The sequence below is a fragment of the Parabacteroides johnsonii DSM 18315 genome (assembly GCF_025151045.1).
In the GTDB taxonomy this organism is placed as follows: Bacteria; Bacteroidota; Bacteroidia; order Bacteroidales; family Tannerellaceae; genus Parabacteroides; species Parabacteroides johnsonii.
Map to the genome: position 1 here is coordinate 2,746,173 of NZ_CP102285.1, position 16,022 is coordinate 2,762,194.

10 protein-coding genes are annotated in these 16,022 nt (G+C 49.3%); all 10 read left to right on the plus strand.

The window, feature by feature from the left end; translation table 11 throughout:
* Positions 1–107 precede the first annotated feature (107 nt).
* The 10 genes from NQ564_RS11250 to NQ564_RS11295 all read left to right on the plus strand — a co-directional run bounded on the left by NQ564_RS11250 (position 108) and on the right by NQ564_RS11295 (position 15,996).
* Entirely contained in the window at positions 108–563 is a 456-nt protein-coding gene (locus NQ564_RS11250; RefSeq protein ID WP_039848289.1) for a DUF1896 family protein, read from the plus strand.
* Positions 550–6,513, plus strand: a complete 5,964-nt coding sequence (locus tag NQ564_RS11255) for an N-6 DNA methylase (RefSeq protein WP_227963139.1) — start codon at positions 550–552, stop codon at positions 6,511–6,513. The genes NQ564_RS11250 and NQ564_RS11255 overlap by 14 nt, the downstream gene beginning before the upstream one ends.
* A gap of 89 nt (positions 6,514–6,602) precedes the next feature.
* A complete protein-coding gene (locus tag NQ564_RS11260) occupies positions 6,603–7,814 on the plus strand; it encodes a site-specific integrase (RefSeq protein ID WP_227963140.1) in 1,212 nt (403 codons plus the stop codon).
* A 915-nt stretch (positions 7,815–8,729) separates the two neighbouring features.
* A complete protein-coding gene (locus NQ564_RS11265) occupies positions 8,730–9,281 on the plus strand; it encodes a UpxY family transcription antiterminator (protein ID WP_227963141.1) in 552 nt (183 codons plus the stop codon).
* 102 nt (positions 9,282–9,383) lie between these two features.
* Positions 9,384–9,773: a hypothetical protein gene (locus NQ564_RS11270; RefSeq protein ID WP_008151232.1), complete on the plus strand. Its 390-nt coding sequence runs from the start codon at positions 9,384–9,386 to the stop codon at positions 9,771–9,773.
* 19 nt (positions 9,774–9,792) lie between these two features.
* Positions 9,793–10,614, plus strand: coding sequence for a polysaccharide biosynthesis/export family protein (locus NQ564_RS11275; RefSeq protein ID WP_008151233.1), 822 nt, complete (start codon positions 9,793–9,795; stop codon positions 10,612–10,614).
* Positions 10,615–10,641: 27 nt separating this feature from the next.
* Complete coding sequence (locus NQ564_RS11280; RefSeq protein WP_394358193.1) at positions 10,642–13,050, plus strand: GumC family protein; 2,409 nt, start codon at positions 10,642–10,644, stop codon at positions 13,048–13,050.
* Positions 13,051–13,055: 5 nt separating this feature from the next.
* Complete coding sequence (locus tag NQ564_RS11285) at positions 13,056–13,721, plus strand: tyrosine-protein phosphatase (protein WP_008151239.1); 666 nt, start codon at positions 13,056–13,058, stop codon at positions 13,719–13,721.
* Positions 13,722–13,843: 122 nt separating this feature from the next.
* Positions 13,844–14,647 carry a GIY-YIG nuclease family protein gene (locus NQ564_RS11290; RefSeq protein WP_008151240.1) on the plus strand — a complete coding sequence of 268 codons (804 nt, stop codon included), beginning with the start codon at positions 13,844–13,846 and terminating at the stop codon, positions 14,645–14,647.
* Between the two features lie 29 nt (positions 14,648–14,676).
* Positions 14,677–15,996 (plus strand): UDP binding domain-containing protein, encoded by a 1,320-nt coding sequence (locus NQ564_RS11295; protein WP_227963142.1) that lies wholly within the window; start codon positions 14,677–14,679, stop codon positions 15,994–15,996.
* The last annotated feature ends 26 nt before the right edge of the window (positions 15,997–16,022 follow it).

Sequence of the window (16,022 nt, forward strand, 5' to 3'; positions counted from 1 at the left end):
TTATTTACTGTGGATTTAGTGGCGGCACTCGGAGGGATACCGGGTGCCTTTTTCTTACCTCCTATCCAACCCACAATCTTATTTTTCACCACTAAATCCATCAGAAAATGAAACAGAACAAGAAAACCGTCCCGGCGGAACTGTCCTACTACGGGCTGTACCTGCTGGACTATCTGAGAAAATACCATCCCGACAAAGTTTCCGACAAAGACCTTATTGCAGAAAGGGAGGAAGCCGCCACCGCCACCTTTGAAAAGGAAAGGCGGACGGGAGGCACGGTGGAGTATGCCCACGAGGAAGCCATGCGTATCCTGCTGCACGGGCTGCACTTTTCGCCCTACGCCCTGCTGCGCGAGGTCGTGGAAAACGAGTTCGCCAACGAGGTGGCGGAATCCGACCACGAGGCGTTCTGTCGCAAGCTCTACCCCTATCTGACAAACCTGTTCGCCGGTTACGACACGTCGGACGACACCTTCGCCCTGTCGCCCGCACACGACCTGCTCTACACGGAGCTGGTGGGAACCGTCATGCTTTATCTGGAGGGTACACATGGCGTTCAATAGGAAACAGAAGCTGCGCGACAACATCGAGGCGGTACGCACGGCGTTCACGCTTGACCGGGAGCGGCGCACCCCGACGGAAAGGGAACGTGCGCTATTAGAGCGTTACTGCGGCTTCGGGGGCCTGAAGTGCATCCTGAACCCGGCAAGGGAACTGGCGGACGCAGCGCGATGGGCGAAGTCCGACCTCGAACTGTTCGCGCCTACCGTGGAACTGCACCGTGTCATCAGGGAAAACAGCAAGGACGAAACGGAGTACAAACGCTACATGGACTCGCTGAAAGCCTCGGTGCTGACGGCGTTCTACACCCCGAAAACCGTCACGGACACCATCGCGGACGTGCTGCACGACAAGAAGGTGCACCCCAACCTCGTGCTGGAGCCGTCGGCGGGCATGGGCGCGTTCATCGGCTCGGTGCTGTCGGGCAACCCGCAGGCGGAGGTGATGGCCTTCGAGAAAGACCTGCTGACGGGCAAGATGCTGGGACACCTGTACCCGCAGCAGAAGATACGCACGGAGGGCTTCGAGAAGATAGAAAAGCCGTTCCTGAACCGTTTTGACCTTGCCATATCCAACATCCCTTTCGGGGACATCGCGGTGTTCGACCCGGAATACGCCAACGGCTCGGTGTTCAAGAAGATAGCGGCAAGGAAGGTGCATACCTATTTCTTCCTGAAAGGGCTGGACGCGGTGCGTGACGGCGGCATCGTGGCGTTCATCACCTCGCAGGGGGTATTGAATACGGAAAGCAACGGCGGCACACGCTACATGATGACGAGGAAAGCGGACTTGGTGTCCGCCATCCGCTTGCCGAACAACCTGTTCACGGAAGATGCCAACACGGAAGTGGGGTGCGACTTGATAATCCTGCAAAAGAACGAGGGCAAGGAGGAACTTTCCGAAGAAGACAAAAGATTTGGCGACGTGGTAAAGAGCAACCACACGAACATTGTTTCCAACGGGTATTTCCTCGACCACCCGGAGCGCATCATCCATACCGACGCGAAAAGGGACACCGACCCTTACGGCAAGCCCGCTATGGTCTATACGCACAGCGGCGGCGTGGAGGGCATCGCCATGGACTTGTACCAAATGCTGTCGGCGGACTTGTCGGAACGACTGAACTTGAACCGTTATAACGGCATCAAGGAAGAAAAGCTGGAAACCAAGCAGACAATTGTCGTGCAGCGTATGCAGACGGAGGCGAAAAAAGGAAATGATGTCAAGGCGGTTGCCGGACAACAAGCGGATGCAAAAAGAGAGGAAAATCCGGTGCGGCAGGAAGTGGTACAGATTGCAGCCATACCGCAGGAGGTGGAGACCAAACGGCCCGAAGCACCCATTATGGACTTGTACGACCTGTTCGGCTATACGCAGGAAGAACGGCGGCTGGCGGAACGCGGGCTGAAACCGGAACGGAAGAGAAGCGGTAAGTCCAAAGGGAAGAAAGCCGTGCAGCCTACCTTGTTCGTACTCCCGGAGAGCGGAAAGGAGGAAGCGGCGAAAAAAGAGACCGGGAAAGTGAAAGCCGAATCCACAGAAGCGGCTTCCGGCATCACGTCCATTACTCCGGAAGAAGCGCAGGAAATGGAGGAAATCATCCGCAACGGGATGGATATGCCGCAAGTGTCCCGACAGGAAACCGTGTCTGTCGCCTCACCCGATGTGAAAGACGTTTCCGAAACCGCAGAGGACGAAGACCCGGAGGATGCCATCTACCGCAGTCTGGACTGGGAGACCAACCCGCCCATCAACGGCTTCTATGAGATGATGATGTCGCTCACGCCGGAACGCCGGGCGGAACTGCGCCGCCTCGGTCGGGAGAAGATGGACGCCAATGCCGCCAAGCAAATTGAAGCTAAGAACGTGGCGCAACCATCGTCCTTGCGTCCAATCTATCCGATTGAAAACGGTTTTGAGGCGGAACGGAAAGCACAAATCGAGCGCGTGGAGAGGGAAATGCGCGAGGAAGAAGCCGCCCTGACACCCGAAGAGCGGCAACGCCGGAAAGAGGAAGCGATGACACCGCGCCCGTTCAAGGGCATTATGGAGCCGTATTTGAAAGAAGGCTCATTAGTATGGGAACACACGGGCGGCATCCGCTTCCAAATCGGGGTGCTGAAAGATGTCACCAAGTACGGGGCGACTTTCCAGCCGCTCGACATGGAGGGGATGCAGGCGCAGAAGGCACAGCTATACATTGACTTGCGCAACACTTATGAACGGCTCTACGCCCACGAAGCGGAGAACCACGAGGAAAACGCCCTGCTGCGCCGCAACCTGAACACCTACTACGACGAGTTCGTCATGCGCTACGGCAACCTGAACGCCAAGCACAACGCGAAGCTCATCCTGATGGACGCTTCGGGGCGCAATATGCTCTCGTTGGAACGTGGCGAGGACGGGCAGTTCGTCAAGGCGGACATCTTCGATCGTCCCGTTTCCTTTTCGCAGGAAACATTGGTCGAAGTGGAGTCGCCTGAAGAAGCCCTGTCCGCCTCGCTCAACCTGTACGGCGGAGTGAACCTGCCCTACATGGAATCCCTCTGCGACCTGCCGCAAACGGACCTGCTGGAAGCCCTGAAAGGACGGGTGTTCTACAACCCGCTGGCGGAGGGCTACGAGATTGCCGACCGCTTCATCGCCGGGAACGTGGTGCAGAAAGTGGCCGACGTGGAGGGCTGGATTAGGGAACACGGGGAACACGCAATGCTGCCGCAGGCGGAAGAGTCGCTCGAAGCCCTGAAAGCCGCCGTGCCCGAACAAATCCCCTTCGAGGACTTGGACTTCAACTTCGGGGAGCGTTGGATACCCACGGGCGTGTATGCCGCCTACATGAGCCGCCTGTTCGACACGGACGTGCGGATAACCTACTCGGAGAGCCTTGACGAGTATTCGGTGAGCTGCGCCTACAAGACGATGAAAATCACGGACGAGTTCTTGGTGAAGGGCTATTACCGCAACTACGACGGCATGAACCTGCTGAAACACGCGCTGCACAACACCTGCCCGGACATGATGAAAAGCATCGGCAAGGACGAGAACGGCAACGACATCAAGGTGCGAGACAGCGAGGGCATCCAGCTTGCCAATGCGAAGATTGACGAGATACGAAACGGCTTCACCGAATGGCTGGAGGAACAGTCGCCGGAGTTCAAGAAACGCCTGACGGACATGTACAACGACAAGTTCAACTGCTTCGTGCGCCCGAAGTACGACGGCTCGCACCAGAAGTTCCCGGACTTGGACTTGAAAGGCTTGGGGATAAAGGACTTGTACCCCTCGCAGAAGGACTGCATCTGGATGCTGAAACAGAACGGCGGCGGAGTGGCGGACCATGAAGTCGGAACCGGCAAAACATTGATAATGTGCGTGTCAGCGCACGAGATGAAGCGTCTGGGCTTGGTACACAAGCCGATGATTATCGGGCTGAAAGCCAACGTGAGGGAGATAGCCGAGACCTACCGCAAAGCTTACCCCAACGCCCGCATTCTCTATGCCTCGGAGAAGGACTTTGCCGCCGCCAACCGTGTCCGTTTCTTCAATGACATCAAGAACAACGACTGGGATTGCGTCATCATGTCGCACGACCAGTTCGGGAAGATACCGCAGTCACCGGAATTGCAGCAGCGCATCTTGCAGGCGGAGCTGGACACAGTGGAGGAAAACCTTGAAGTGTTGCGTGGGCAGGGCAAGGACGTGTCACGCGCCATGCTGCGTGGCTTGGAGAAACGCAAGTTCAACCTGCAAGCGAAGCTGGAAAAGGTGGAATACGCCATCAAGACAAGGACGGACGACGTGGCGGACTTCAAACAGATGGGTATTGACCACCTGTTCATCGACGAGAGCCACCAGTTCAAGAACCTGACGTTCAACACGCGCCATGACCGTGTGGCGGGACTGGGCAACTCCGAGGGAAGCCAGAAGGCGTTGAACCTGCTGTTCGCCATCCGCACCATACAGGAACGGACGGGCAGGGACTTGGGGGCGACTTTCCTGTCAGGAACTACGATTTCCAACAGCCTTACGGAACTGTATCTGCTGTTCAAGTACCTGCGCCCGAAGGCGTTGGAGAAGCAGGACATCCGCTGTTTCGACGCATGGGCGGCGATATTCGCCAAGAAGACGACGGACTTCGAGTTCAACGTGACGAACACCATCGTGCAGAAGGAACGCTTCCGATACTTTATCAAAGTGCCGGAACTGGCGGCGTTCTACAACGAGATAACCGACTACCGCACGGCGGAGGATGTGGGCGTGGACCGTCCGAAGAAGAACGAGATACTGCATCACATACCGCCCACGCCCGACCAGGAGTATTTCATCAAACAACTGATGGAGTTTGCCAAGACAGGAAATGCGATGGTACTTGGCAGGCTGCCGTTGTCGGAGACGGAGGAAAAGGCGAAGATGCTCATCGCCACGGACTATGCGAGAAAGATGGCTCTTGATATGCGCATGATTGACCCGGATTACGAGGACCACCCCGACAACAAGGCGAGCCATTGCGCCAAGATGATTGCGGAGTATTACCACAAATACGATGCGCAGAGGGGGACGCAGTTCGTGTTCAGCGACCTCGGTACATTCCAGCCGGGCGGAGGATGGAGCGTCTATACCGAAATCAAGCGCAAGTTGGTAGAGGACTACGGCATACCTGCCCACGAAATCCGCTTCATTCAGGAATGCAAGAACGAGAAGGCGCGGAAGGCGGTCATTGAGGCAATGAACGAGGGTCAGGTGCGTGTGCTGTTCGGCTCGACGAGTATGCTCGGCACGGGCGTGAACGCCCAGCGCAGAGCGGTGGCTATTCATCACCTCGATACGCCGTGGCGTCCGTCCGACCTCGCCCAGCGTGACGGTCGGGCGGTCAGGAAGGGCAACGAGATTGCCAAGCTGTACGCCAACAACAAGGTGGATGTGATAATCTACGCCGTGGAGAAGTCGCTGGACTCGTACAAGTTCAACCTGCTGCATTGCAAGCAGACGTTCATTTCGCAGTTGAAATCCGGCGCGATGGGCGCACGAACCATCGACGAGGGGGCGATGGACGAAAAATCGGGCATGAACTTCTCGGAATACATGGCGATACTGTCGGGCAACACGGACTTGCTGGACAAGGCGAAACTCGAAAAGAAGATAGCCTCGCTGGAGGGTGAGCGCAAGTCGTTCAACAGGGGCAAGCGCGATTCGGAGTTGAAGTTGGAAAGCAAGACCACGACGCTGAATAACAACCGTGCCATCATCTCTGCCATGACGGAGGATTGGGGGAAGTTCACCGCAGCCGCACAGACCGACAAGGAGGGCAACCGGCTCAACTTGATAAAGATTGACGGGCTGGACACCACCGATGAAAAGACCATTGGTAAGAAGTTGCAGGATATAGCCAAGAACGCCACGACGGGCGGAGTACCCCAGCGTATCGGTGAATTGTACGGCTTCCCCATCAAGGTGGTGAGTGAGCGGACACTCAGCGAGGGGTTGGAGTTCATTGACAACCGTTTCCATGTCAGGGGTAGTTACAAGTACACCTACAACAACGGGCATCTGGCGATGGCGGATCCGATAGCCGCCGCGCGTAATTTCCTGAATGCATTGGAAAGGATTCCGGCCATCATCGACCAGTACAAGGTGAAGAATGAGGTGTTGGAAAAAGAAATACCTCAGTTACAGGAGATAGCGGGCAAGACATGGAAGAAGGAGGACGAATTGAAACAACTGAAATCCGAACTTGCCGCGCTTGACCGCAAGATACAGTTGGAACTGGCCCCAAAACAAGAGCCTGTTTTGGAAGATGACGGAAAGGAAAAAGAATCCCAGAAGGAAAGTCCCCATGCCGGAGTATCTCATGAAATTGCCCCGGCTTCGCCATCCGGCAGGCAGGCTTGGCATATCCGTCCGGAAATGCAAACGGAGGCACCTTTACCACAGGTAAAGAAAGTGAGGATTTGAGCCGCTTGGATAAAAACAGTTAAGGGGCATACGGACGAATAACCGTATGCCCCCGGCTCACTTATATTTTATCGGTAAAAAAGATTATTATGGCAACAATAAAAATCAAGTTCAGGTCCTCTTCAGTCGCAGGCAAAGAGGGCACGTTATGTTATCAAGTGATACACGGGCGGCAGACCCGCCTGATCAGTACGGGGTACAAATTGTACCATTATGAATGGGACAAGGAAGCGGGCAAAATCCGCAGCGTGGATGGCAATCCGGAGCGGGAACGCTATCTGGAAGCCTTGCGTTTCCGTATGGAGGAAGACCAAAAACGGTTAAACGGTATTATCCGGAAGCTGGAACAGTCAGGGAAACTGTCTTCCGAGCAGGTAGTCCTCGCCTATCACAGTCCGGAAGGGCATGACGACTGTTTCTTTGTCTATGCCAGGAAAGTCATCCAACAGACCATACGCATGGGGAAAGAGCGGACATCCGAAGTCTATGCCAGTTCGCTGAACAGTTTCATCCGTTTCCGGGGCGAGGCGGGAGATGTACCTTTGGATGCGATGGATTCTGTCATGATGATGGAATATGAGGCTTACCTGAAGCAGAACGGGAAATGCCCGAATACGGTATCTTTTTACATGCGCAACCTGCGTACCTTATATAATAGGGCATCGGAAGAAGGATTGGTAGAGAACCGCAATCCGTTCCGCCATGTCCATACGGGAGTGGAGAAGACGGTCAAAAGAGCCGTGTCCTCAGACATCATCGGGCGAATTAAGAATCTGGATCTGGAATTATATCCTGCCTTGGCTTTCGCCCGGGACCTGTTCCTGCTCTGCTTTTATCTTCGCGGCATGTCTTTCGTGGACTTGGCTTTCTTGAAGAAGAAAGATTTGCAAAACGGCGTGCTTGTCTATCGGCGGCACAAGACCGACCAGCAGCTTTGCATCAAATGGGAGCAGCCCATGCAGGATATTGTACAGAAATACACTGACCCGGATTCCCCCTACCTTCTTCCAATTATCAAGGTGCCGGGAGAAAAGGAAAGGCGGCAATACTTGAACGCCTCACATGTGATGAACAAGCGGTTGCAAAAGATTGGCCAGATGGTTGGATGTCCTATCAAACTCACGTTTTATGTAGCGAGGCATGGGTGGGCCAGCATCGCCAAGAGCCAGAATGTGCCCGTGCCAGTCATCAGCGAGGCGTTGGGGCATGATTCGGAAGATACGACCCGCATCTACCTGGCACTACTGGATTCTTCGGTGGTGGACAAAGCCAACAGCAAGGTCATCCGGTCTATTGGCTGAATCGAATGGTTGGAAGAAAAAATGTTCTGCAAGTTGAAATTTTCCCCTTGAACATGTCCCGTTCAGGGGGATTTTTTGTTGGACAAAACGGTAAATCTCTCTTTAAGAGAGGTTTCGCACGCCGCAAAATTACATAAAATACCGCAAATAGCACAAAATGAAGCCTGAAATTTACGTTTTGGACGAACTTTCCACCAGATTTGTTCGACAAAAGAGGCGGAATTGTTTGACAAATCGAAGCACGTAAATTAGCAAATTGCTTATTACAAAATAAATAGAAAGAAAGATACATCTCTTAAAGAGAGATGTACCGATTAAGACCTGAAAGCGCGATGTATATTCTGTAGCGGTAACTTCATTGGAGGAAGTGCTATCCTTTGTATATAAGCGGATTAGGAAGAAAATGAAATGCGAATCGACAAGAACCCGTTGGAAAAATGCTTGGTGGAAGAAAGTTGATTTGTTCGACAAATCGGTGTATCTCTCCGTAAGAGATGTATTTCGCGTGCAAAGTTACACACAATTGTTGGGAAAACGGTGATAAATACCAAAAAAGTTAAGAAATGAATAGTCTCCAATATGTCCTTAAAGAGGATTTGTCGAACAATTGTTTGACAAATTGTAATTATTACATTTTACACTTTATTGGATGTCAACTAATTATCCCCAATTGCTAAACATGATACATCTCTTACGGAGAGATGTACCGATAGCAGATATGACTTCGCTCTCATTAAAGTGTGATTGGGGTCATGCAAATATATGAAAATGATAGCATATATGATGCAGGGGAATTTCCCCGAACTTTTAAGCTTTACCGTTGTAACTACTTGTGTTTCAAAATACAATAAACACTTGGAGGAGTCAGAGATGTACCCCTTCACCAACTAAGGAGTGAGGCTATCCCTTTATTACATGGACGAAATACAACCTATAGAGAATGAACTGCACTGGTTTGCCATGCGAGACCTCAAACGCAGACATGCCAAGCTTCCCGCCTACAAGATGTTCGAGGACTTGAAGGTACAGTGTTTCACTCCTATGGTGCATCGTTTGGTCGTAGTTGCTGGCAAACGGGTGGATCAGGAGGTACCTTTCATGCAGGACTTGCTTTTCGTGAAAGACACGAGGGAGCATCTTGATGCCATTGTGGAGAGTACCCCCAAGCTTCAATACCGTTACAAGCTCGGTGTACAGCACACTCCTATCGTCGTCCCTGCCACAGATATGGAACGTTTCATAAAGGCGGTAGAAGCCAGTGATAATCCTAAGTTCTATTCCCCTGACGAGGTGACACCGGAGATGAGAAACCGGAAAATCCGCATCATCGGCGGACAGTTGGACGGATATACGGGAACATTGGTAACCATACGTGGTTCGAAGACAAAAAGGCTGCTGGTGGAACTTCCCACCTTGTTGGCTGCCTCCATAGAAGTGGAAGCGGAGTATATTCAGCTTATAAAGTGAGAGCATAAACCGGTCTAAAGTATTCCCTGACAAACAGGAAAAAATCAATCCCCTTACGACCGAAAATCAATGCTATTGTAAATTGAATTAATCACAATTCCAATGAACCGGTTCGGCATAGAGCTTGGCAGGTTGATGGAGAATCAGCTGTCAGACATACTTTTCAGCGAGCATTCCAATAGAGAACATATTCACCTGTATCGTGCCGATAATTATTGGGTGGCGTTCGAACGTTCCGCTTTTCACCTTTGTCACATCTATGCGAAGTCGGTTATTAATGCGATGAAAGTGTTTCGTGTGTCCCTCCCTATCGTTGTGGCAAGTGTAGAGGACAGGGAAATGCCATTTGCCGTGGGTGGCATGGAGTGTGTGAAAAGAACATTTGCAGAAAGGATATACAAAACAGGAAAGCCAGTTAACGGCAAATCATTCAAAGAATGGCACTACCAAAACACCATAGTATTTCAAGACGCAGGCTATAGAAGGTCTTAAACAAAGAAAAATCAGGAATATGAGTATAAATAAAGTATTTTACATCTTGCTCATTGTCGCAAATGCAGTGACATTGGGCTCGTGCGGTTCTTCCAAGGAAGTTGTTTATTTCCAGGATTTGAGACCCGGAGAGACAGAAATCAAGTTGCCAGAGGTGAAGGCTATCACGGTTAGACCGGAGGATAAGATTTCCATTATCGTCAACAGTCGTGACCCTCAACTGACGGACTTGTTCAACCTGCCTTATGTGTCCAGGCAATTGGGCCAGTCTTTAAGGACAAATGGCGTAACGACTTCTAGCAATCAAGGAGTATCCGCTTATACCGTAGATGCCAACGGTAAGATTGACTTTCCTGTACTCGGAAAGATATACGTGGCCGGGATGAAACGGGAAGAAATCGCCGAATGTATCAAGAACGAATTGATAAAGGAGAATTTGGTGAAAGACCCTGTCGTGACCGTGGAATTTGCCAATCTCTGTATATCCGTGTTGGGCGAGGTAAACAGTCCCGGACGTTTCAGCATTGACCGGGATAGGCTGACCATACTTGACGCACTCAGCATGGCAGGCGACCTGACCATCTACGGCAACCGTTCCAAGGTGATGGTGTTACGGCAAGAAGGGGATATGCAACGGGTGTACGGACTGAACCTTACTTCCGGCGAACACATCTATTCTTCGCCCGCCTATTATCTGCAACAGAATGACGTGGTTTATGTGGAACCCAACGCGGTAAAAGCCCGTCAGTCCACTGTCAACGGAAACAACGTACGCTCCACTTCGTTCTGGATTTCGCTGGCATCGTTGCTGACTTCTGTGGCCATCCTCATTTTTAATTAATCACGTCCAATCTAAATATCGTATATCGTGGCAACTCAAAACAATATATCCAGACCTAAACAGACGGATGACTTTATCCGCATACAAGATTTGTTCTACCTCTGTCTCAACAGGTGGTATTGGTTCGTCATTTCGTTAGCAGTGACCGTCGGAGTGGCTGTCGTCTATCTTTTGACCACCCCGCCGGTATATACCCGTTCCGCATCGCTCCTAATCAAAGAGGATTCCAAAGGAAACTCACTGGGTGATGCGGCAGGTCTGATGGGAGATTTTGACTTATTCCAGACCAACACCAACGTGAACAATGAAATACAATCGTTGCAGTCCCCTGCGGTAATGCTTGACGTGGTGAAACGTCTTCACTTAGATGTCAACTATCACACGGACGGTGGGTTTTACAAGAAAGTATTGTACGGTCGGGATTGCCCCTACACGGTGGACTTCAACGATTTGCAAGACAACGAGAGCGTGGCTTTTACCATTAATCCCAGTCAAAACGGCCAAGTACTTCTGACGGATTTTTCGCGTAACGGTGAAGATGTGGCAGGAAATATAACGGCTACATTGAATGACACGGTTGACGCCCCAATCGGAAGACTTGTTGTAAAGGTTGCGAACGATTCCGCCATCCAGGATGCACCTGTTTATGTATCGCGCAGAGGATATCAGGATGCCACCGGTGGCTATGCTTCCAACTTGTCTGTTACATTGAGTGATGAGAAATCTACCGTCATCAATCTGTCATTCAAAGACGTGTGCATCCAACGGGCGGAAGATGTGCTGAATACGGTGATAGCCGTTTATAATGAGAACTGGATAAAGGACAAGAACCAGATCGCCGTCAGTACCTCGGCTTTCATCAGCGACCGTCTCGGTGTAATTGAGCAGGAACTCGGCAATGTGGACGAGAACATTTCCTCTTACAAGAGCGAGCATCTGTTGCCAGATGTACAGGCTGCTGCCAGCATGTATATGGAACAGAGCAGTGCAACAAATGCACAAATCCTTGCGTTGAACACACAGCTTTCCATGGCCCGCTATATCCGTAATTACCTCACCAATTCCACCAGCAAGAACCAGTTGCTCCCGGCCAACTCGGGCATCGAGAGTCCCGGCATTGAGCAACAAATCGCCAATTACAACACGGCCCAACTTCGCCGGAATGACCTTGTGGCCAACAGTAGTGAACGAAACCCGTTGGTAATCGACATGGATCAGTCATTGGAGAATATGCGTCACGCCATTATCACCTCCATTGACAACCATATCACCACGCTGAATACTCAAATACGCTCGCTGCAGCAGAGCGAACGGCAGACCACGGCACGGATAGCCGCCAACCCCACACAAGGCAAGTATTTGTTGTCGGTAGAACGCCAACAAAAAGTAAAGGAAGCTCTTTATCTCTTCCTATTGCAAAAACGTGAGGAAAACGAGTTGTCGCAGGCATTCACCGCCTATAATACCCGCGTCATCACGCCGCCATCCGGCAGCATGATACCGACAGCACCTGTGAAGAAGAATATCGCCTTGGTTGCATTCGCCTTAGGCTTACTTATTCCCGTAGTGATTATCTTCATCCGTGAGAACATGAACTCCAAGGTACGTGGCCGCAAGGATCTGGAATCGCTATCTGTGCCGTTTGTCGGAGAAATACCTTTGGTCGGGAGTGGCAAAAAGAAGAAAAAGACGGCGAACACAGCCAAAGAAATTGTCATCCATCAAGGTAAGCGGGATATAGTCAATGAAGCTTTCCGTGTATTGCGCACCAATCTGGAATTTATTCTGGATGCCAAAGAGGATAAAGACAAGGCAAGTGTTACCTTGATAACCTCGTTCAATCCGGGCAGCGGCAAGACCTTCCTGACCATGAACACCGCAGCTACTTTTGCCATGAAGGGAAAACGGGTATTGGTGGTGGACGGTGACTTGCGTCATGGTTCGGCATCCGCCTATGTAGGTTCTCCCAAGAAAGGCCTGAGCGATTATCTCGGCAAGCGTGAGAACAACTGTGAAGATTTGATTGTGGAAAAGGAAAATTATCCCGGTTTGTTTGTTCTTCCGGTAGGTACCATCCCTCCCAACCCTACGGAGTTGTTGGCTGAACCACGCTTGGCTGAACTGATAGAAAAGATGCGTTGTCGTTTCGACTATATCCTCATTGACTGTCCGCCTGTCGATATTGTGGCCGACACACAAATCATTGAGAAACTTGCAGACCGAACCGTGTTCATTGTCCGTGCAGGCTTGTTGGAACGTGATATGCTGCCCAAATTGCAAAGCGACTACGAGGCAAAGCGATTCAAGAACATGGCACTCGTGCTGAACGGAACGATAGGTGGTAGCAGCCGTTACGGATACCGCTATGGTTATAGGTATGGCTATAAATACGGGTATGCCTATGGTTACGGCAGTAAAAGTTATTACAACAACTGACCATCATGTGGTTCCGTAAACGGCAGACATTGGAAGAAAGCGGATTTTTCCGTGGCTTCACCGACTGGCACAGCCATATCCTTCCCGGAGTAGACGATGGAGTGCAAACCATGGATGAATCCCTGCAAATACTTGCCGAATATGAACGGTTGGGAGTAAAAGAAGTGTGGCTCACTCCACACATTATGGAAGACATACCCAACACCACTGAAAAGTTGAGAGACCGATTTGCGGAACTGAAAGCCGCCTATCAAGGCTCGGTGATGCTTCATCTTGCTTCGGAGAATATGCTGGACAATCTGTTTGAAGAGCGTTTGGAGAAGAACGACCTCCTACCCATAGGCAAAGACGGCAAGCACCTGTTGGTAGAAACCAGTTATTTCAATCCTCCTATGGGCTTGAACAATATTCTGCTTCGTATCAAAGCTAAAGGCTATTATCCGGTGTTGGCACATCCTGAACGATACCTGTATATGAACGAGAATGATTATCTACGTTTGAAAACTATGAATATACAGTTTCAGCTCAATCAATTCTCACTTTTCGGTCTATATGGTAAAGAGGTGCAGAAACGAGCCAAGACTTTGCAAAAGCAAGGAATGTACAACTACATCGGTACAGACCTCCATCGAATCATCACTCTGCAAAATGCGTTGTGTTTCAAATTATAAAAAGACACGGTGTGCACTCCATTCTTATATGAATATGCTCACACGCAAATAAAGACTATAAAAGGACTAGTTCTTCGGTCTGGCAGCATGGAACTGGATTAAAAATATTACAATTATCATTTATGCGAATAAGTAAACTGGCAGAGAACGATATAACAAAGATCGAATCTCCTAAGCCCACCACATTCTTAACTTCAAATGCAGACGGCCATGTAAGAATAATACATATATCCTATATATCTTGGGATAACTGCATAGTGGCTGATATTAACCTTGTTACGAATGATATTCTGATTTGCTCTGACAATGACAAGAAAACCATTGTTTCATCATTCACAGGTCATAATTGTCAAATAGCAGGATACCGAGAGTTAGAACCTATAGGTTGTAATTGGGAGATTATAGGGCATTGTGAGAATATCATTAAGAGTTCTTTAAATCAAGCTAAAGATGAGAAGAACTACTATTTATTATATAACTTGTTGCTACATATCCAAAGCATTCGATATAAATACGTGTACTTCAAAGCCTATGAAATATCAGATGCTCAACTAATTGTCAAAAAAATAGACCAGTTGTATTTGACATATTTTACGGATATTGCTATAAAACTCCGACAGAGATGTTATTGCGGCATCACGAATAATCTTGACCGCAGAATGGAGGAACATAGAGAAAAGGATTTTGCCATCTACCAAGATAAGGTATATGCCATAGTGTGTATGAACAGCACTATTGCAGCGGAGGCAGAACGTTTATTAAGTACAAACTACGTAACCTGCAAAAAAGCAATTTTGCAAGACAGCGATGCGAATGATGCTTCATCGGCAGGTAACGGTGCAGATGAAGATACATGCATTGTCTATTTGTTGATGCCCATTTCATTTCAGCCCCCACAGGAGTCGTGTCTATCCCACTTTAAATGAATAATAGTTAATAATCTAACAAAGCACTAATGGAAAAATCCCAAAGAATAAGGATAGCAGTAGCCGGTACAGGCTATGTTGGACTTTCTATAGCCACACTCTTGGCTCAACACCATCAGGTGACTGCGGTGGATGTAATTCCTGAAAAGGTAGACTTACTTAATCAACGTAAGTCGCCTATACAGGATGAGTATATTGAAAAGTACTTGGCTGAAAAGGATTTGAACCTTACAGCTACACTGGATGGTGTCACTGCTTATGCTGATGCAGACTTTGTGATAATTGCCGCCCCCACCAATTACGATCCGGTAAAAAACTATTTTGATACCAGTCATGTGGAAGAGGTCATAGATTTGGTACTGAAAGTCAACCCCGATGCTGTCATGGTCATTAAGAGTACCATTCCTGTAGGCTATACTCGTAATCTTTATGTGCGATATGCGAAGAAAGGAGTAAAGCAATTCAATCTGCTTTTCTCGCCCGAGTTTCTACGTGAAAGCAGGGCACTCTATGACAATCTTTATCCAAGTCGTATCATAGTAGGCTACCCCAAAATCATAAATCGACCAGAATTTATAGAAGAGAACGAAGCCATACAAGCTGTGACAGATGTGGCAAGAATGGAAAAAGCAGCAAAGACTTTCGCAACTCTGTTGCAGGAAGGTGCCATCAAGCAGAATATAGAGACTCTATTCATGGGCATGAAAGAGGCAGAAGCCGTAAAACTTTTCGCAAACACTTATCTTGCGCTACGAGTAAGCTATTTCAATGAGCTTGATACTTATGCTGAAATGAAAGGGTTGGATTCGAGATCCATTATTGAAGGAGTTGGGCTTGATCCACGTATTGGTACACATTATAATAATCCATCGTTCGGCTACGGAGGTTACTGTCTACCCAAAGACACCAAGCAATTGCTGGCTAACTATGCTGATGTACCAGAGAATTTGATACAAGCTATTGTTGAAAGTAACCGCACTCGGAAGGATTACATTGCAGATGCAATTTTACAGAAAGCAGGGTATTATGCTGAGAATAGTAGTTATGATGCCAAGAAAGAGCATAGTTGTGTGATTGGTGTTTATCGTCTGACAATGAAGTCCAACTCCGACAACTTCCGGCAATCTGCCATACAGGGGGTAATGAAGCGTATCAAGGCCAAAGGGGCAGAGGTGATTATTTATGAGCCGACTTTGGAGGACGGTAGTACTTTCTTTGGTAGCCGTGTGATGAATGACTTAAAAACATTCAAGGCACAATGTGAAATTGTCATTGCCAATCGGTATGACGTGTGCTTAGATGATGTACAAGAGAAAGTTTACACGCGAGATATTTTTAGAAAGGATTGAGTATTAGTTTTATATTCTACATTTCC